Origin of the sequence: Vibrio navarrensis (assembly GCF_015767675.1) — a bacterium.
GTDB lineage: Bacteria > Pseudomonadota > Gammaproteobacteria > Enterobacterales > Vibrionaceae > Vibrio.
This window is the reverse complement of sequence record NZ_CP065217.1, coordinates 3193900-3211286: the sequence shown is the minus strand read 5'-3', so window position 1 is coordinate 3211286 and position 17387 is coordinate 3193900. Positions and strand designations below refer to the sequence as shown.

The following is a 17387-nucleotide window of genomic DNA, read 5'->3' as shown; positions in this document are numbered from 1 at the left end:
ACTTTATGCTCAATAAGGAAATGCCGCGCTATTATGCCGAAACCGCCAAGCTTTCATAGTAGATCGGCAGCGATTCTTCTAACCAAAAGCGGGGATGCAGCGCGCTGCCGGTTAAAAAGCCGACATGGCCGCCATGATCAAACAGGCGATAGTCAATGTTGTCGGGTAGGACAAATTTGGGGATCACCGCATCGGTCATAAACGGATCGTCTTTGGCGTGAATAATCTGTGTAGGAATGCGGATTTCACGTAACTTGTGCAAGCCCGAGCACTGCTGGTAGTAATCGAGCGCATTCTTAAACCCGTGCAGTGGCGCGGTAATCAGATCGTCAAATTGGTACAAGCGGGTGAGTTTTTTGATCGAACGGGGCGAGATGGCCAACGCATTTGACAGCAGATGATGCTTTTGTAAGGCGTTCTTTTTCAGTGACGAGAGCAAATAACGGCGATAGATGCGAGAAAAGCCTTGCTCGATACGCTCTGAGCAAGCCGAAAGATCCAGTGGCGCGGAAACGATGGTGGCGGCGTCCACCAGAGGAGCGTCTTGATAAGTGGCGAGGTAATTGGCCAGCATGTTGCCACCAAGTGAGATGCCAAGTGCCACTTTGTGATTCTGCGGAAAATGACGCTGAAGGTGTTGCAAAAAATAGCGCGCGTCTTCGGTTTCCCCTGAGTGATACGCGCGCGCGAGGCGGTTAGGTTTACCGCTGCAACCGCGAAAATGCATCATCACGGACAGCCAGCCAGCGTTGGCAAAGGCGTACATCAGGCCATTGGCGTAGGGGCTAAAAAAGCTGCCTTCCAGACCGTGAAACAGCACAAAGAGTGGCTTTTTACTCGCACTTTCACTGCTCGGGTCTTCACTCCACGCGAGATCAAGAAAGTCGCCATCTGGGGTGTCCAGAGTTTGCCAAATGGGCTCAAACAGCGCTTTTTTGCGGATAAAGCGGGGCAGTAAGGTTTGCAGGTGAGGGTTTTTGATCCCTCTTGCGGCAGTAAATTGAGTCATACTTTTCACTCATGGTTCTGTTGCTGGCTCGCAATACGCGTTGTGATGTCCGCTGCGTGTGTCGCTCTCTTTTTCTCAACGTTGAGCCAACTTTATTAAGGCCCGATTGTTTAGGCGGGTCAATGTTCTGGCAGAGGCGAGCTCGATAACTCGGGCTCGGGATCACAGAAACTAACTGGATTTCGCCAAGGGGGCTGAGGGCGGTTTAAATGCCGCATAGAGGTGAGCCGCGCCTAAATGACGGCAGTAGATCTGGGTGAGTGGCTCAGTGTGATTGGCTCGCAGAGCCAGTGTGTTAATGCATTCGACCAGATCGGCTTGTTGCTGTTTTTCCAGTTGCAGCTCAAACTGCAACGCTTCGCGATAGAGGGTGTCAGGTAGGTGCTGTTTGCACTGACGACGTAATTCGCGATAGGTATGCAGCAGCGTTTCGGAGCGGCCTAAGCAGCTTTGCAACTTGTGCCACTCCTCTTCATCGAAACTGAGCTGTTGTTCATCCAGCCATTTGAGCAACAGCAACAGATTGACGTTGCCGTTAAACTGATTTTGCAAACTCAAACACGCCGCTTTCACTTCTTTCACGCCATAGTATTGCAGGCTGAATTGCCACAGCCGCTCAAGCGTAAGTAAAAGTGGGGCGTGTTGATTGCTCATTGACTGTTGAACTCCTGTTCCATCTGCTCTAGCACTTCCTGCTGGGCCATCCATTCCATTTCGACCTCTTCCAGTGCACTTTTGTTTTGCGCCTGAATGGCCAGTACTTGAGTAAGTTTAGCTTTGTTTTCGCCATCATACAGTGTGTTATCTGACAATTGCTGTTGAGCCTCGGCCAGTGCTTGCCCGAGCTTATCCATCTTCGCTTCAAGCTGTGTCAGCGTTTTGCGAATTGGCGCTGTGAGTTTACGAAAATCCGCTTCACGCCGTTTCTGCTCTTTTTTCGCTGCTGCGCTATTGTTGCCATCTTTGGCTGGCAGCTCGGCTTGCGCTTCTTTGCGTTCGGCTTTCTGTTGCTCTGTCAGCCACTTGTAGTAATCGTTGAGATCGCCATCAAAGGGAGCCACTTGGCGGTCGTGCACCAGATAGAGATCATCGGTGGTGGCACGCAGTAAGTAGCGGTCGTGCGACACAATCACCATAGCCCCTTCGAAAGTTTGCAAGGCCAACGTCAGCGCCTGACGCATGTCGAGATCAAGGTGGTTGGTCGGTTCATCGAGCAGCAACAGGTTGGGCTTTTGCCACACAATCAGTGCCAGCACTAAGCGTGCTTTCTCGCCGCCCGAGAAGGGAGCCACTTTTTCCAGTGCTTTGTCGCCATGAAAACCAAAACTGCCCAGATAGTTACGCAGTTCCTGCTCGGTTTTGTCTGGCGCTATCTGCATCATGTGTTGCAGTGGCGTCTCTTCTGGGTGCAACGTTTCCAACTGATGCTGCGCAAAATAGCCAATTTTGACCCCTTGAGAGAAAGTCAAATCGCCACCTTGCGCTTTGAGCTCGCCCGAGAGCAGTTTGATTAACGTCGATTTACCTGCGCCGTTGCGCCCAAGCAGACCAATGCGGCTGCCGGGAACCAGATTAAGGCGGATTTGTTGCAAAATCAGTTTATCACCGTAACCGGCGGAGACTTCATCCATCATCATGATTGGATTTGGCAGCGCTGTGGGCTCGCGAAATTCAAAGCTGAACGGGTTATCAAACTGAGCCGGCAGCACCTTTTCCAACTTCTCTAGCGCTTTGATGCGGCTTTGCGCTTGGCGCGCTTTAGACGCTTTGTAGCGGAAGCGGTCGATGTAGCTTTGCATGTGCGTCATCTGCTTCTGCTGTTTTTCAAACATCGATTGTTGCAAGATCAGCTTTTGCGCGCGTTGGTTTTCAAACGAAGAGTAGTTACCAGTGTATTCGTTGAGCTTCTGGTTTTCGATATGAATGATGCGATTGACGATCGGATCAAGGAAGTCGCGGTCGTGCGAGATCAGCATCAGGGTGCCCGGGTAAGATTGCAGCCAGCGTTCCAGCCACATTACCGCATCGAGATCCAAGTGGTTGGTGGGCTCGTCCAGTAGTAGCAAGTCGGAGCGACACAGCAGCGCTTGGGCCAAGTTTAAGCGCATCCGCCAACCACCCGAAAATTGGGTCAGGTTCCAGCTCATCTGCTCTTGGCTAAAGCCGAGACCATCAAGCAATTCTGACGCGCGTGCGCGAATACTGTAGCCGCCGATGGTTTCAATTTTGCCATGGATATCCGCGACTAAGGTGCCGTTGTCGGCTTCTTCTGCGGCAGCGAGTTGCGCTTCCAAGTCGCGATATTCGCGATCGCCATCAATCACATATTCAATTGCTCTGCGCTCAAGGGCTGGAGTTTCCTGAGCAACCCAAGCCAGTTCCCAGTGCGCTGGTTTGCTAAACGAGCCTGCGTCGGTAGAAAGCTCATCTTTAATCAGAGCAAACAGGGTCGATTTACCGCAGCCGTTCTTGCCGACCAGACCAATTTTGTCTCCCGGATGAATGGTTGCAGAAGTTTGATCCAGAAGCGGGAAACCGCCGCGGAGCAGTTGAATGTCGGAAAAGGTAATCATATCGCTGAGCTCAGTTGATGCCGAATAGTCTGTGCGTTTATCGCTGCGAATAGTAGGAGGAATGAGGATAAATGTCGATCATTATGCAAATTTGAGTATGATGATTAACATCAAGATAACACTTTGTTTTTCTACCACCGTTTGCTCCCAGGGAAGGTTCGCGGAATGTCAGAGAAAAAAATCGCCTCAGCCAGTCTGCCAAAAGTCCTGGTGCTTTACGCCCATCCTGAGCCACACAACTCGGTGGCCAACCAAGTGATGTTGAAAAAAATCGCCTCTCTGCCGCACGTGACCATTCGCGATTTGTACGGCCTTTATCCCGATTTCTTTATTGATGTGAGCCAAGAGCAGCAGCAGCTGCGCGAACATGAGGTGATCGTCTTTCACCACCCTATGTATATGTACTCCTGCCCGGCGCTGCTCAAAGAGTGGCTTGACCGTGTCATGAGCAAAGGGTTTGCTTTTGGCAGTGGCAATGCCCTTGAAGGTAAGTATTGGCGCAGTGTAATTACCACAGGTGGCAAGAAAGAGGCGTTCAGTGCCAAGGGGTACAACAAGTACCCGCTGGAGGAGATCTTACAGCCATTTGAGCTAACGGCTGCTCTGTGCCAAATGCATTGGCTTGAACCGCTGGTACTTTACTGGGCAAGAAACGTGTCCGATGTCGAGCGTTATCAACACGCCGAGCAGTATCGCCAATGGCTGCTCAATCCGTTAGGAGGCGTGCATGGCGTTGACCAGTGATTTTCTGCAAACCAGCGTGATCTTTCTCTCTGCGGCGGTCGTGGCTGTGCCGCTTGCGCAGCGTTTTGGCTTGGGCTCAGTGCTCGGTTACTTGCTGGCGGGCGTTGCGATTGGTCCTTGGGGGCTGGGAGTTATCAGCGATGTCGACGCCATTTTACACTTTGCAGAGCTGGGTGTGGTGCTCTTACTATTTTTAATTGGCCTAGAACTCAATCCGAAAAAACTGTGGCAGATGCGCGTGCCGATTCTCGGGCTTGGCGGTGCTCAAGTGCTCGTCACCACCTTAGTGATCGCCAGCGTCGTGAGCATGTTTGATCTGGCTTGGACGTCGGCGTTGGTGATTGGCATGGGATTGGCGCTCTCCTCGACGGCAATTGCCTTAAAAGTGCTGGAAGAGCAGGGCTTGGCCCGCACCGAAACCGGGCAGTCGGGATTCGCGGTGTTGCTTTTTCAAGACATTGCAGTCATCCCAATGCTGGCGCTGTTGCCTTTGCTTTCAGGCGGAGGCATGAGCGGCGATGGGTTGAGTGTCGTCGCGACCTTAGCGGGTGCTGGCGCGCTGCTCGTTGGCGGTCACTTTTTGCTGCGCCCGCTGTTTCGCTATGTGGTGATGACGGGAGGGCGTGAGCTGTTTACCGTCACCGCACTGTTGGTGGTACTGGGGATTGCAGTGTTGATGCAGCAACTCGGGCTCTCTATGGCGTTGGGCACCTTTTTAGCCGGTGTGCTGCTGGCTGAAAGTGAGTATCGCCATGAGCTGGAAATTGCCATTGAGCCTTTCAAAGGCCTGCTGCTTGGGCTGTTTTTTATCGCGGTCGGCATGGCGGTGAATTTGGGGCTGCTGGTGGCGTTTCCGCTGGAGATCCTCTTGGCCGTGCTCGGATTGGTCGCGGTGAAAGGCGCTGTGCTCTATCTGCTTGGGCGTTTAGTTGGCATGCGGGCGAAAGCGCGCAGCAAAATGGCAGCGATCCTCAGTCAGGGCGGGGAATTTGCGTTTGTGATTTTTACCGCTGCCAGCAAAGAGGGGCTGCTCAATGACAACGAAGTGGCATTTTTGCTGGTGGTGGTGAGTTTATCGATGGTCACGACGCCGCTCTTGCTCTCGTTGCAAAATGGCTGGTATGCAAGAACCTTGAATCAGGAAAGTGAAGCGCTCTCACCGGATGTGGTTGATACGGAGCCGCGTGTCATCATTGCGGGCTTTGGCCGTTTTGGGCAGATTATTGGCCGCCTTCTCTATGCCAACAAAATCAAAATCACCGTGCTGGAAAGTGATGCCAGCCAGATCAAATTGTTACGTAAATACGGCTACAAGGTGTTTTACGGCGACGCGACCCAGCTCGACCTTCTGCGTGCCGCGGGGGCTGAAAAAGCAGAAGCGCTTGTGATCTGCACCGATTCGCCGGATCAAGTGATGAATATTGTGGAGCTGTGTCGCCAACACTTTCCTAATCTCAAGTTAATGGCGCGTGCCCGTAGTCGGGTTGAAGCGTATCAACTGCTCGGGTATGGCATTCATACCTATTCGCGGGAAACGTTTCTCGGTGCCTTGGACTTGGGGCGGCAAACTTTAGTTGAACTGGGGATGCATCCTTATCAAGCCAAACGCGCCGAGGCGCATTTCCGCAAATTGGATAACGCGATGCTCAAAGAGTTATTGCCGCAGCACAATGAAGATAAAAAACTGGCTCAACGCGCCAAAGAAGCGCGCAAAGAGCTGGAAGAGATTTTTGCCCGGGAGATGGAAAATGATCGCCAATCCCGCAATTTCTGGGAAGAAAAGTAGTGAACCAAATGAAAAGTAAAAAACGCTTTATTGCCGGGGCAAGTTGCCCGTCCTGCCAGCAGCAAGACACCTTAATGTGGTGGACAGAGAACAACATAGAGTTGGTCGAATGTGTGGAATGCGATTTTAAAGAGCAGCGTATGCCCAAATCTGTAGAAAAAAATAAACACGCGAATCAGGAAATGATCGGCATTTTTAAGCCGGAATAATTGTGTTTCTCCATTTGATCCCCATAATAGCGGGATTGATCTTTCGTCCTGGCCTATCTTTCCGTCAGGCAAATTGACCTCTCTGGAGTAGTTATGAAAATTGAAAAGAACGTCGTTGTTAGCCTTGCGTATCAGGTAAAACTGGAAGATGGCATTGTGGTTGACTCTTCAACAACGGATGCACCGCTGGATTACCTGCACGGTCACAACAACCTAATCACTGGCCTAGAAAACGAGCTTGAAGGTAAAGTGGCGGGTGATAAATTCACCGTGACTGTCGCACCAGAAGACGCATACGGTGAGCACAGTGATGCACTGGTTCAACGCGTTCCAGCAGAAGTATTCCAAGGTGTTGAGCAAATCGAAGTCGGCATGCGTTTCCTTGCAGACACGGACCAAGGTCCAATCCCAGTAGAAGTAACTGAAGTTGACGGCGACGAAGTGGTGGTTGACGGTAACCACATGCTAGCGGGTCAAACACTGACATTTGACGTTGAAGTGATTGCAGTGCGTGAAGCAACGGCAGAAGAGATCGAGCACGGCCATATCCACCAAGGTGGCGGCTGCTGCGGTGGTCATGAGCATGATCACGACCACGATCATGAGGGCGGTTGTTGTGGCGGCGAAGGCCATGACCATCACCACCACGGTGAAAAAGATGGTTGCTGCGGTGGCGGTAGCTGCGGCTCTCACTAACCGCATTGGGCCTCCTCAAGCGTTCGCCTTGAGATGTTAAACCGATAATAAAGCGCAAGTTGAGTAATCAACTTGCGCTTTTTGTTTTTCTGCGCTGAGATAACCCGTCCCTTGTTAGTTGTTGAGTTGAGAGCATGAACAAACCTATTTCAATCGCCATTCATGGTGGCGCTGGCACCATTTTACGCACGCAAATGAGCGCTGAATTGAAGCAGGCGATCTTGAGCGATCTGCAGCGCGCCGTGCAGGCAGGCTACGCACTGTTGCAAGAGGGGGCCGATGCCCTGGACGCGGTGGTTGCCGCGGTCAAAGTGATGGAAGATTCACCGCATTTCAATGCGGGAAAAGGCTCTGTGTTGACTAACAACGAGATGGTTGAAATGGACGCCTCGCTGATGCATGGGCGCGATTTGCAAGCTGGCGCGGTCGCCGGAGTGCGTCACATCAAAAACCCGATAGAACTGGCGCGTGACGTGTTGCGAAAAAGCCCACATGTGCTGCTAATCGGTGAGGGCGCGGAGAAATTCGCTTTTGAACAGGGTCACGTTTATACCGAGCAAGATTACTTTTTTACTGATCGCCGTTACGAGCAACTACTGTCGATGCGCGAAAAAGGCTTGTTTGCCCTTTCCGAAGCCAAATATCCGGATGATAAAAAGCATGGCACCGTGGGAGCCGTGGCGCTGGACGCGCAGGGAAACCTTGCTGCCGCAACCAGTACCGGAGGAGTGACCAACAAAAAATATGGTCGGGTCGGTGATTCGGCGCTGATCGGCTGTGGCACGGTGGCAGAAAATGGGGTCGTCGCGGTATCAACCACGGGAGTAGGGGAGTTTTTTATTCGTAAACGTGTGGCCGAAGATGTGGCAGCGCGCATGCGTTATCTCCATGAAGATGTACATACTGCCTGTGAGCACATCATCCAAGGCGAGCTGAAAAGTATGGGCGGCGAAGGTGGGTTAATCGCACTGGACGCACACGGTGAGATTCACTTTGCCATCAACAGTTCGGGCATGTACCGCGCCTCAATAGACGTTGCGGGCAATCTGAGTGTGAAAATTTACGCTGACGAATAACCTTAAGTTCAAGAGCCTGCAAAGTGCGAGGCTCTTTCTCAATAGTGCGGTGGCGGTGGCTCTTTAGCGGGATCGGCCAAGTTCGACGTCTCCATATTCTTCATCTTGCCAACCATATACTTCATCTGATGCTGCATTTTGCCGATCAATAATTGCTGTTGTGCCAAGGCATCATTGAGCTCTTCAATCGTTTGTTCCTGAAAAGCAAGCTGGCATTCAAGGTCGTGAAGCCGATTTTCCAACTGTGCAATGGTTTTGTCTGTCATGTTAATTCTCTAGTGTCCAAGCTTGCGCTATGCCAGCGGATGTCGCAGTAATTACTCTGCGCTTAGCATCGAAAGCGGCATCATACACTACCGCGCGCGGTGGGCGAGCATCTTTTAGCGGCTCAACCTCATAACTTTCCTTCCGCTTGCCGCTGGTGGTATTCCACAGTGCTACCTGCCCAGATGGCGTACCTGTGAGCAGCCAGCGACCATCGTCGGAAAAACGCGCCGTGGAGAAAATCAGTTGCCGCGCCCAGCTTTTAAGCTGTGTCACCTGTTCACCACTGGTTAAGTCCCAAATCACCGCCTGATTGCCGCCATCAGAGGTAAAGGCTAATTGGCCATCGCGCTGCAACGCTACCCGGTTGACCCGCTCTTCATGTTCGAAAGTACGCAAAATCAGCCCGGTTTCGGTGTCCCACAAATAGGCTTTATAGTCATTTCCTCCCGTCAAAGCAAAGCGGCCATTGGACGACAGGGCGACCGAATTGACTTTTTCTTGATGGGCGAGGAACTCCATGCGTCTGCCGCTGACTAAGTTGACGTAAATGGCTTTGCCGTTAGACAAACCAAGCAACACTTGTTCACCATTGCTGCTGATATCGGCATCGCGAATAATACCATCAGAGATAGACCAAAGACCTTGGGCCTGAGTCCAGCCCAAATCCCAAACCGCAAAGTTCATTTGTGTTGCGGTAATGGCAAAACGGCCGTTGTCTGAAATGCGAATATTGGAGACCACGTTGGCTTGTGGGTCTTGCGCGCCTAACTGAGAGAGCTCTTTGTTTTCCACCAGATCCCAAAGTACCAGTTGGCGAGAAGTTGAATAAAGCAGAGCAAAGCGTCCGTCACGGCTTAGTGCGAAACTGGTGGCGCCTTGCGGTTCTATCTCCCAGCGTTGTACGTCCTGCTTGGAAAAAAAACAGCCATTTAACACGGTGATGACAATCAACAGTAGCGAGGAATGAAAAATTCTTTGCATCACATCTAATATTCCGGTTTGTGTCCCAAGACATATCACTAGTATATTGGTATAACGATGGACTTCACCAATCTGTTACGAGATTTGTGCACAATAACCAATGGTTTAACCCATTAACTGGAGAGTTTAATGAAATCAGTTTTAAAAGTGTCACTGCTTGCAGCGACAGTTATGCTGGCGGTAGGCTGTCAGAATGAAGAAGCAAAACCAGACGCTGCGCCAAAAGTTGAGCAAGTGCAGGCTGAAACTGGTAAAGCGGTTCAATTTAATTCAGAAGATGACAAAGCGGCTTACGCCATTGGTGTCTCTTTTGCAAACTACCTAAGCGCCAGCTTAGACAAGCCAAGCGAAATTGGCATTACACTGAACAAAGATTTGGTTCTTAAAGGGATCGAACACGTATTTGCGGGTAACCCAGAGCTGAATGAAGCCGACACACGTGCTGCGCTAGAAGCGCTCGATAAGCGTGTTGCAGAGACCATGCAGAAGAAATCAGCGGAAAAAGCAGACGCAGCGAAAAAAGCGGGTGACGAGTTCCGTGCTGAGTTTGAGAAACAAGAAGGCGTGGTTAAGACCGAATCTGGCCTACTTTACCAAGTGCTGACACCAGCAGAGGGCGAGAAGCCGAAAGACACTGACACAGTGCAAGTGCACTACAAAGGCACACTCACCAACGGCGAGCAGTTCGACAGCTCTTACGATCGCGGTGAGCCAGCCACCTTCCCGCTGAACCGTGTTATCCCAGGTTGGACTGAAGGGGTACAACTGATGCCTGTGGGTTCTAAGTTCAAGTTTGTTATCCCGCCTGAACTGGCTTACGGCACGCAAGACACACCAAGCATCCCAGCAAACTCAACGCTGGTGTTTGAAGTGGAACTGCTGAAGATTGAAAATGGTGACGCCGCGCAGTAAATTATCGCGGTTTATCATCTACGAGGGCCTGAATTTTTTCGGGCCCTTTTTTGTTCTAAGTCACTAGTTCGAGAGTTTGCTAGGTGTTCTGTTCAAAATTTCTGATAAACTTACAGCAATTTGTTGATTTTTCGCTCGAAGGCTACAACAGTGACAACTACAGAAACATTAACTGCGGACATGTTGCTCGAGATGGAATCCGTTCACGTGAAACCATTTACCGAGCACGACAAAATCATTTTGCGATCTTATGAGGCGGTCGTTGACGGCATCGCCAGTTTGATCGGCCCTTTTTGTGAGATCGTTCTGCACTCACTTGAAGATCTCAACACGTCGGCGATTAAAATTGCTAATGGTGAGAATACCGGGCGTCAGGTAGGTTCACCCATTACCGATTTAGCACTGAAAATGCTAAGGGACATCGAGGGTTCGGAGCGCAATTTTTCCCGTTCCTATTTCACGCGTGCCAAAGGCGGCGTGCTGATGAAATCGATCACCATCGCGATTCGCAATGGGGAAAATCGCGTTATTGGCCTATTGTGTATCAACGTCAACCTTGATGCGCCGTTTTCTCAGGTACTGCAATCGTTCATGCCAACCGAAGAAGCCAAGCAAGCCGCGTCATCGGTCAACTTTGCCAGTGATGTGGAAGAGCTGGTGGATCAAACCGTAGAACGGACCATTGAAGAGATTAACGCAGACAAGTCGGTCTCCAATAACACCAAAAACCGCCAAATCGTCATGGAGCTGTTTGATAAAGGCATTTTTGATATCAAAGACGCCATCAATCGCGTGGCGGATCGCCTCAATATCTCCAAGCACACGGTCTACCTCTACATTCGTCAACGCAAGACCGAGGATGATGAGAAGTGAGCGTATTGACGTACACCCTCGTAGTCACTGGGCCAGTTTATGGTACTCAGTCGGCGCGCAGTGCCTATCAGTTTGCGAACGCGCTGATTGAGCAAGGCCACACCTTAGTGAGTGTTTTTTTCTATCAAGAGGGGGTCAGCAATGGCAGTGGCTTGACTGTGCCAGCGAATGACGAATTTGATTTGGTCAAAGCATGGCAAAAGCTTGCCAAACAGCACAAAGTGCGGCTGGAGACTTGTGTCGCGGCGGCGCTTCGTCGTGGTGTGGTCGGAGAAGAAGAGGCCCAGCAGCATGCCTTAACGCAGCATAATTTAGCTGAGGGTTTTACTCAGGCAGGGCTTGGCAGCCTCGCTGAAGCCATGTTAGTGCAAGATAGGGTGGTGCAGTTTTGAGTCAATTAACCTATTTATTTCGTACTGCGCCGCATAGCAGTGCCTCTGGCCGAGAAGGCATTGATGCACTTCTCGCCGCCTCTGCCTACTGTGAAGACATTCGCGTGATTTTTATGGGGGATGGGGTTTATCAACTCTTACAAGGGCAGCAGCCCGCTGGTGTTCTCAGCAAAGACTATGCACCGATGTTGAAACTGTTTGACCTTTATGACATCGAGCAAGTCTACGTTTGTACCCAGTCACTAATAGAGCGAGGGGTAGCGCATGCGGATTTGGTTATCGAAGCCCATCAAATCGATAAACTGCAGTTGCAAGCCAAACTTCAACAAGCCGGTAAGCTGCTTACCTTCTGAGAGAGAAATATGCTGCATATTGTCAAATCCGTCTCCGCCATTGCCGAGCTTATTTCGCTTGTCGCTGAGCAAGATGAGATCATTCTGATTGAAAACGCGGTCTATGCGGCGAACCCGCAGCATCGAGATTTTCAACAAATTCGCCCGTTTCATGTCTTTGTTCTTGATAATGACTTATTGGCCAGAGGTCTGGCAGAGCGAGTCAGCCCCTCGTTTTCACGGGTCGATTATCTCGGTTTTGTTACGCTGACAGCAAAGCATGATAACTCACTGACTTGGAACTAAGCCCTTATCCTCAAAGGGATGTCATCAAATATGCTTACGTGTTGGACAAAAAAGATTCGCATATTCCTTGACACACTTCTCACTGCTGCATAGAATTTTGCGTCCCTAACTCGCTCATGTGGGTTGGGGACTAGATTTTTCACAAGCTTACTTTAAGTAAATCAGGAGCTAGTTAATGGCAACTATTAACCAGTTGGTGCGTAAGCCACGTGCTAAGCAAGTTGTTAAAAGCAACGTGCCAGCACTAGAAGCGTGCCCACAAAAACGTGGTGTATGTACTCGTGTTTACACTACTACACCAAAAAAACCTAACTCAGCACTTCGTAAAGTTTGTCGTGTACGTCTGACAAACGGCTTCGAAGTAACATCGTACATCGGCGGTGAAGGTCACAACCTTCAGGAGCACTCAGTTGTGCTTATCCGCGGTGGCCGTGTTAAAGACCTTCCAGGTGTTCGCTACCACACTGTACGTGGTGCACTTGACTGTGCAGGCGTGAACAACCGTAAGCAAGCACGTTCTAAGTACGGTGTGAAACGTCCTAAGTCTTAATGCACTTCTTTTTAGTAAGAAGCGTTAAGTAAGGCCAAACACTAAAATTATTTTTAATTTTGAAGAAACTGAAAAGTTTTGGATAACCTGAAGAAGACAACGGAGAATATCCATGCCACGTCGTCGCGTTATTGGTCAGCGTAAGATCCTTCCAGATCCAAAGTTCAAATCTGAACTGCTGGCAAAATTCGTTAACATCCTTATGGTTGACGGTAAAAAATCTGTTGCAGAGAAAATTGTTTACACTGCACTAGACACCATGGCTGAGAAATCTGGCAAAGATCACTTAGCTGTATTTGAAGAAGCTCTTGAAAATGTTCGCCCAGCGGTAGAAGTTAAATCTCGCCGTGTAGGTGGTTCAACTTACCAAGTGCCAGTAGAAGTACGTCCGGTTCGCCGTAACGCACTTGCTATGCGTTGGTTGGTTGAAGCTGCGCGTAAGCGTGGTGAAAAATCTATGGCTGCTCGCCTAGCTGCTGAAATGCTAGATGCGTCAGACAACAAAGGTACTGCTGTTAAGAAACGTGAAGACGTTCACCGTATGGCAGAAGCGAACAAAGCGTTTGCTCATTACCGCTGGTAATGCCTTCTGTGCTGCGAGGTCCTCTCGCAGCACTTTTCTACACTCTAAGGATTCCCTTAGTAAGAGGATACAATCGTGGCTCGTAAAACTCCTATTGAGCGCTACCGTAACATCGGTATCTGTGCTCACGTAGATGCAGGTAAAACAACCACAACTGAGCGTATTCTGTTCTACACTGGCCTTTCTCACAAAATCGGCGAAGTTCACGATGGTGCTGCAACCATGGACTGGATGGAGCAGGAGCAGGAGCGTGGTATCACAATCACCTCGGCTGCGACGACTACCTTCTGGCGTGGTATGGAAGCACAATTCCAAGATCATCGCGTAAACATCATTGATACCCCTGGACACGTTGACTTTACTATCGAAGTAGAGCGTTCACTTCGTGTACTCGATGGTGCTGTGGTGGTGTTCTGTGGCGCATCTGGTGTTGAACCTCAGTCTGAAACTGTATGGCGTCAAGCGGATAAATATCATGTTCCACGCATGGTATTTGTTAACAAAATGGACCGTACAGGTGCAGATTTTCTACGCGTTGTGAAACAAATTAAAACTCGTCTTGGTGCTAACCCTGTTCCGATTCAACTTAACGTTGGTGCGGAAGAGGACTTTAAAGGTGTCATCGACCTAATCAAGATGAAATTCATCAACTGGAATGAAGCCGATCAGGGCATGACCTTCACTTATGAAGAGATCCCGGCGGATATGGTTGAGCTAGCAAATGAATGGCGCAACAACTTAGTTGAAGCCGCAGCTGAAGCCAACGAAGAGTTGATGGACAAATACCTTGAAGAAGGTGAACTGAGTGAAACAGAGATCAAGCAAGGTCTGCGCTCGCGTACACTAAATAACGAAATTGTTCTAGCCACTTGTGGTAGTGCGTTTAAAAACAAAGGTGTACAAGCGGTGCTGGATGCCGTCATTGAATATCTGCCATCACCAGTAGATGTACCAGCCATTAAAGGTGTGGATGAAAACGATAATGAAGTTGAGCGTCATGCTGACGACAACGAACCGTTTTCTGCGCTGGCATTTAAAATTGCGACTGACCCGTTTGTTGGTACGCTGACCTTTATGCGCGTCTACTCAGGCGTAGTCAATACGGGTGATGCGGTTTACAACTCGGTTAAGCAGAAGAAAGAGCGTTTTGGTCGTATCGTCCAGATGCATGCGAATAAGCGTGATGAGATCAAAGAAGTTCGCGCGGGTGATATTGCCGCCGCGATTGGTCTCAAAGATGTTACTACCGGCGACACACTTTGCGATGTTAACCACAAAGTGATTCTGGAGCGTATGGAGTTCCCTGAACCTGTCATCCAGATCGCGGTAGAACCACGTTCGAAAGCCGATCAAGAAAAAATGGGTATCGCGCTAGGTAAACTGGCGGCAGAAGATCCATCGTTCCGTGTCGAAACGGATGCAGAAACAGGTCAAACGTTGATCTCAGGTATGGGTGAGCTGCACCTAGACATCATCGTTGATCGCATGAAGCGTGAGTTCAGCGTGGATTGCAACGTAGGTAAACCTCAAGTTGCTTATCGCGAGACCATTCGTGGTAAAGCGGAAGTCGAAGGCAAGTTTGTTCGTCAGTCTGGTGGCCGTGGTCAATACGGTCATGTGTGGATCAAACTTGAACCTTCCGAACTTGGTGCAGGTTTTGTCTTCGTTGATGAAGTGGTTGGTGGTGCCATTCCTAAGGAATACATCGCTCCGGTCGCGAAAGGTATCGAAGAACAGATGAATAGTGGTGTTCTGGCTGGTTACCCAGTTTTGGATATTAAAGCTACACTGTTTGATGGTTCTTACCACGATGTCGACTCGAGCGAGATGGCGTTTAAAATCGCTGGTTCAATGGCATTCAAGAAGGGAGCGCTTGAAGCGCAACCTGTTATTCTTGAACCTATGATGAAAGTTGAAATAACCACACCGGAAGACTGGATGGGTGACGTAGTCGGCGACCTTAACCGTCGTCGTGGCATCATCGAAGGTATGGATGAAGGCGTTGCGGGTCTGAAGATCATTCGCGCCCAGGTTCCGCTGTCCGAGATGTTTGGTTATGCAACCGACCTACGTTCTGCAACTCAAGGTCGCGCCTCATATTCAATGGAATTCCATGAGTATGCTGAAGTCCCTAAAAATATTGCCGAAGCAATTATTGCAGAACGCGGTTACTAAACAGGACGTAAATCTGGGAAAAGTGTTCTCTTTTTTACAGATCAATACGCCCAAATATTGCGCTGACGAGCGTTGGCGCATAAAATATCAATTTCTGGCGCGTCATGATCAACAGAGATCGTGGCGAATCATAACTAGGAAGGAACACGATCGTGTCTAAAGAAAAATTTGAACGTACGAAACCGCACGTAAACGTTGGTACTATCGGCCACGTTGACCACGGTAAAACAACTCTAACTGCAGCTATCTGTACAACTCTTGCTAAAGTTTACGGCGGTAAAGCACGTGACTTCGCATCTATCGATAACGCACCAGAAGAGCGTGAGCGTGGTATCACAATCTCTACTTCACACGTAGAGTACGACACACCAAACCGTCACTACGCACACGTAGACTGTCCTGGACACGCTGACTATGTTAAAAACATGATCACTGGTGCAGCACAGATGGACGGCGGTATCCTAGTTGTTGCAGCAACAGATGGCCCAATGCCACAAACTCGTGAGCACATCCTACTAGGCCGTCAGGTTGGTATCCCATACATCATCGTATTCATGAACAAATGTGACATGGTTGACGATGAAGAGCTTCTAGAGCTAGTCGAAATGGAAGTTCGTGAACTTCTGTCTGAGTACGACTTCCCAGGTGATGACCTACCAGTTATCCAAGGTTCTGCACTAGGCGCACTAAACGGCGAAGAGCAGTGGGAAGCGAAAATCGTAGAACTAGCAGAAGCGCTAGACAACTACATCCCAGAGCCAGAGCGTGCAGTAGACATGCCGTTCCTGATGCCAATCGAAGACGTATTCTCAATCCAAGGTCGTGGTACAGTAGTAACTGGCCGTATCGAGCGCGGTATCCTGAAAGTGGGTGACGAAGTTGCTATCGTAGGTATCAAAGACACTACGACAACTACCTGTACTGGTGTTGAGATGTTCCGTAAACTGCTAGACGAAGGTCGTGCGGGTGAGAACGTTGGTGCGCTACTACGTGGTACTAAGCGTGATGAAGTAGAACGTGGCCAAGTACTTGCTAAGCCAGGTTCAATCACTCCACACACTAAGTTCGAGTCAGAAGTATACGTACTGTCTAAAGATGAAGGTGGCCGTCATACTCCATTCTTCAAAGGCTACCGTCCACAGTTCTACTTCCGTACAACTGACGTAACTGGTAACATCGAACTACCAGAAGGCGTAGAAATGGTAATGCCAGGCGACAACATCAAGATGATTGTTGAGTTGATCGCACCAATCGCGATGGACGAAGGTCTACGTTTCGCGATCCGTGAAGGCGGCCGTACAGTAGGTGCTGGTGTTGTTGCTAAGATCTTCGCTTAATTCTTTGAGTTAAACGGAATCTTGCACTCTTCTTCAATTTGAAGAACAGCGCACAGGAAAAGAGGAAGCTTTGGCTTCCTCTTTTCATTTTAGTTATAAAAAAATCTACGCATCCTTCTGTGCATTGCATATAGATATTCAACATTTTCAATCTGTTAACTAGATGTATAAACACGAACAACCAGCCTAAGTGAAACCGTGTGGTTTCCACTGCCAATCTTAATAACAATTGGATCTATCTAGCATATCAAATAAGACTGGTAACAAGAATGATTCTCTTTTATTATTGGTGGGTGTTATAAATTACGTTTGTGTTTGTATATGTACGTTTGCTTATGCCACGGTGTTTCAGATAAGAAGATTCGTCAACTTGTGCTGGAAGAAGGCGTGACGGATATTAGAGGGATAAAAAAGTGCACAGCGCTGGGAAGTCAGTGTGGTAAGTGTGTGCGAACCGCTAAAGAAGTGATAAACGAAATCGTGCCCGTTCTCTACAGAGAGGCGAGTTAGAATAGATAGGTGTTGAGTTTTTTTGACTCCTCCATATCTGGTTCTACAGTTAATAGAGCCAAAGAGGAGGGCTATG

The 17387-nt window shown here is 49.4% G+C and carries 20 protein-coding genes; 15 read left to right on the top strand and 5 right to left on the bottom strand.

What is annotated here, in order from left to right:
- Window positions 1–31: 31 nt before the first annotated feature.
- From I3X05_RS15215 to I3X05_RS15205, 3 genes are all read right to left on the bottom strand, one after another.
- Window positions 32–1009, bottom strand: a complete 978-nt coding sequence (locus I3X05_RS15215) for a hydrolase (protein ID WP_337970844.1) — start codon at window positions 1007–1009, stop codon at window positions 32–34.
- 171 nt (window positions 1010–1180) lie between these two features.
- Window positions 1181–1663, bottom strand: coding sequence for a TIGR02444 family protein (locus I3X05_RS15210; protein ID WP_045569698.1), 483 nt, complete (start codon window positions 1661–1663; stop codon window positions 1181–1183).
- On the bottom strand, window positions 1660–3582 hold the full coding sequence (locus I3X05_RS15205; RefSeq protein WP_045569699.1) for an ABC transporter ATP-binding protein: 1923 nt from the start codon (window positions 3580–3582) through the stop codon (window positions 1660–1662). The genes I3X05_RS15210 and I3X05_RS15205 overlap by 4 nt, the downstream gene beginning before the upstream one ends.
- A gap of 165 nt (window positions 3583–3747) precedes the next feature.
- On the opposite strand from I3X05_RS15205, the gene kefG reads away from it, so the two are divergent.
- The 5 genes from kefG (at window position 3748) to I3X05_RS15180 (ending at window position 8093) form a co-directional block, all read left to right on the top strand.
- A complete protein-coding gene (kefG, locus tag I3X05_RS15200) occupies window positions 3748–4326 on the top strand; it encodes a glutathione-regulated potassium-efflux system ancillary protein KefG (RefSeq protein ID WP_045569700.1) in 579 nt (192 codons plus the stop codon).
- A complete protein-coding gene (kefB, locus tag I3X05_RS15195; protein WP_045569701.1) occupies window positions 4310–6112 on the top strand; it encodes a glutathione-regulated potassium-efflux system protein KefB in 1803 nt (600 codons plus the stop codon). Before kefG ends, kefB begins: the two co-directional genes overlap by 17 nt.
- A gap of 8 nt (window positions 6113–6120) precedes the next feature.
- Entirely contained in the window at window positions 6121–6321 is a 201-nt protein-coding gene (locus tag I3X05_RS15190) for a YheV family putative zinc ribbon protein (protein WP_039439307.1), read from the top strand.
- A gap of 93 nt (window positions 6322–6414) precedes the next feature.
- Entirely contained in the window at window positions 6415–7017 is a 603-nt protein-coding gene (gene slyD, locus I3X05_RS15185; RefSeq protein WP_045569702.1) for a peptidylprolyl isomerase, read from the top strand.
- A 134-nt stretch (window positions 7018–7151) separates the two neighbouring features.
- The gene (locus tag I3X05_RS15180; protein WP_045569703.1) at window positions 7152–8093 is read left to right on the top strand and encodes an isoaspartyl peptidase/L-asparaginase family protein; all 942 of its coding nucleotides are present in this window, start codon (window positions 7152–7154) and stop codon (window positions 8091–8093) included.
- 38 nt (window positions 8094–8131) lie between these two features.
- Here the strand turns inward: I3X05_RS15180 and I3X05_RS15175 are convergent, their stop codons facing one another.
- Window positions 8132–8359, bottom strand: a complete 228-nt coding sequence (locus I3X05_RS15175; protein ID WP_045569704.1) for a SlyX family protein — start codon at window positions 8357–8359, stop codon at window positions 8132–8134.
- A gap of 1 nt (window position 8360) precedes the next feature.
- Window positions 8361–9341: a WD40 repeat domain-containing protein gene (locus tag I3X05_RS15170; protein WP_045569705.1), complete on the bottom strand. Its 981-nt coding sequence runs from the start codon at window positions 9339–9341 to the stop codon at window positions 8361–8363.
- 129 nt (window positions 9342–9470) lie between these two features.
- Between I3X05_RS15170 and fkpA the strand changes: the two genes are divergently transcribed.
- The 10 genes from fkpA (at window position 9471) to I3X05_RS15120 (ending at window position 17311) form a co-directional block, all read left to right on the top strand.
- A complete protein-coding gene (gene fkpA, locus I3X05_RS15165) occupies window positions 9471–10253 on the top strand; it encodes an FKBP-type peptidyl-prolyl cis-trans isomerase (protein WP_045569706.1) in 783 nt (260 codons plus the stop codon).
- A 150-nt stretch (window positions 10254–10403) separates the two neighbouring features.
- Window positions 10404–11126: a helix-turn-helix transcriptional regulator gene (locus tag I3X05_RS15160; protein ID WP_039431150.1), complete on the top strand. Its 723-nt coding sequence runs from the start codon at window positions 10404–10406 to the stop codon at window positions 11124–11126.
- Window positions 11123–11518 carry a sulfurtransferase complex subunit TusD gene (gene tusD / locus I3X05_RS15155; RefSeq protein ID WP_045569707.1) on the top strand — a complete coding sequence of 132 codons (396 nt, stop codon included), beginning with the start codon at window positions 11123–11125 and terminating at the stop codon, window positions 11516–11518. Before I3X05_RS15160 ends, tusD begins: the two co-directional genes overlap by 4 nt.
- A complete protein-coding gene (tusC, locus tag I3X05_RS15150) occupies window positions 11515–11871 on the top strand; it encodes a sulfurtransferase complex subunit TusC (RefSeq protein WP_045569708.1) in 357 nt (118 codons plus the stop codon). Before tusD ends, tusC begins: the two co-directional genes overlap by 4 nt.
- 9 nt (window positions 11872–11880) lie before the next feature.
- Window positions 11881–12156 carry a sulfurtransferase complex subunit TusB gene (gene tusB, locus I3X05_RS15145; protein WP_045569709.1) on the top strand — a complete coding sequence of 92 codons (276 nt, stop codon included), beginning with the start codon at window positions 11881–11883 and terminating at the stop codon, window positions 12154–12156.
- A gap of 175 nt (window positions 12157–12331) precedes the next feature.
- Window positions 12332–12706 carry a 30S ribosomal protein S12 gene (rpsL, locus tag I3X05_RS15140; RefSeq protein WP_039436813.1) on the top strand — a complete coding sequence of 125 codons (375 nt, stop codon included), beginning with the start codon at window positions 12332–12334 and terminating at the stop codon, window positions 12704–12706.
- A gap of 112 nt (window positions 12707–12818) precedes the next feature.
- Window positions 12819–13289 carry a 30S ribosomal protein S7 gene (gene rpsG, locus I3X05_RS15135; protein ID WP_011079316.1) on the top strand — a complete coding sequence of 157 codons (471 nt, stop codon included), beginning with the start codon at window positions 12819–12821 and terminating at the stop codon, window positions 13287–13289.
- Window positions 13290–13364: 75 nt separating this feature from the next.
- Complete coding sequence (gene fusA / locus I3X05_RS15130; protein ID WP_045569710.1) at window positions 13365–15464, top strand: elongation factor G; 2100 nt, start codon at window positions 13365–13367, stop codon at window positions 15462–15464.
- 152 nt (window positions 15465–15616) lie between these two features.
- A complete protein-coding gene (gene tuf, locus I3X05_RS15125; protein ID WP_337970843.1) occupies window positions 15617–16801 on the top strand; it encodes an elongation factor Tu in 1185 nt (394 codons plus the stop codon).
- Between the two features lie 321 nt (window positions 16802–17122).
- Window positions 17123–17311 carry a (2Fe-2S)-binding protein gene (locus I3X05_RS15120; RefSeq protein ID WP_039440300.1) on the top strand — a complete coding sequence of 63 codons (189 nt, stop codon included), beginning with the start codon at window positions 17123–17125 and terminating at the stop codon, window positions 17309–17311.
- The last annotated feature ends 76 nt before the right edge of the window (window positions 17312–17387 follow it).

Excerpts from the sequence above, each read along its gene's own strand:
- kefG (WP_045569700.1), top strand. The coding sequence starts at position 3,748 with ATGTCAGAGAAAAAAATCGCCTCAGCCAGTCTGCCAAAAGTCCTGGTG.
- rpsL (WP_039436813.1), top strand. The coding sequence starts at position 12,332 with ATGGCAACTATTAACCAGTTGGTGCGTAAGCCACGTGCTAAGCAAGTT.
- tusB (WP_045569709.1), top strand. The coding sequence starts at position 11,881 with ATGCTGCATATTGTCAAATCCGTCTCCGCCATTGCCGAGCTTATTTCG.
- rpsG (WP_011079316.1), top strand. The coding sequence starts at position 12,819 with ATGCCACGTCGTCGCGTTATTGGTCAGCGTAAGATCCTTCCAGATCCA.
- I3X05_RS15205 (WP_045569699.1), bottom strand. The coding sequence starts at position 3,582 with ATGATTACCTTTTCCGACATTCAACTGCTCCGCGGCGGTTTCCCGCTT.
- I3X05_RS15215 (WP_337970844.1), bottom strand. The coding sequence starts at position 1,009 with ATGACTCAATTTACTGCCGCAAGAGGGATCAAAAACCCTCACCTGCAA.
- I3X05_RS15190 (WP_039439307.1), top strand. The coding sequence starts at position 6,121 with ATGAAAAGTAAAAAACGCTTTATTGCCGGGGCAAGTTGCCCGTCCTGC.
- I3X05_RS15170 (WP_045569705.1), bottom strand. The coding sequence starts at position 9,341 with ATGCAAAGAATTTTTCATTCCTCGCTACTGTTGATTGTCATCACCGTG.
- I3X05_RS15120 (WP_039440300.1), top strand. The coding sequence starts at position 17,123 with ATGTACGTTTGCTTATGCCACGGTGTTTCAGATAAGAAGATTCGTCAA.
- I3X05_RS15210 (WP_045569698.1), bottom strand. The coding sequence starts at position 1,663 with ATGAGCAATCAACACGCCCCACTTTTACTTACGCTTGAGCGGCTGTGG.
- I3X05_RS15175 (WP_045569704.1), bottom strand. The coding sequence starts at position 8,359 with ATGACAGACAAAACCATTGCACAGTTGGAAAATCGGCTTCACGACCTT.
- slyD (WP_045569702.1), top strand. The coding sequence starts at position 6,415 with ATGAAAATTGAAAAGAACGTCGTTGTTAGCCTTGCGTATCAGGTAAAA.
- kefB (WP_045569701.1), top strand. The coding sequence starts at position 4,310 with ATGGCGTTGACCAGTGATTTTCTGCAAACCAGCGTGATCTTTCTCTCT.
- fkpA (WP_045569706.1), top strand. The coding sequence starts at position 9,471 with ATGAAATCAGTTTTAAAAGTGTCACTGCTTGCAGCGACAGTTATGCTG.
- I3X05_RS15180 (WP_045569703.1), top strand. The coding sequence starts at position 7,152 with ATGAACAAACCTATTTCAATCGCCATTCATGGTGGCGCTGGCACCATT.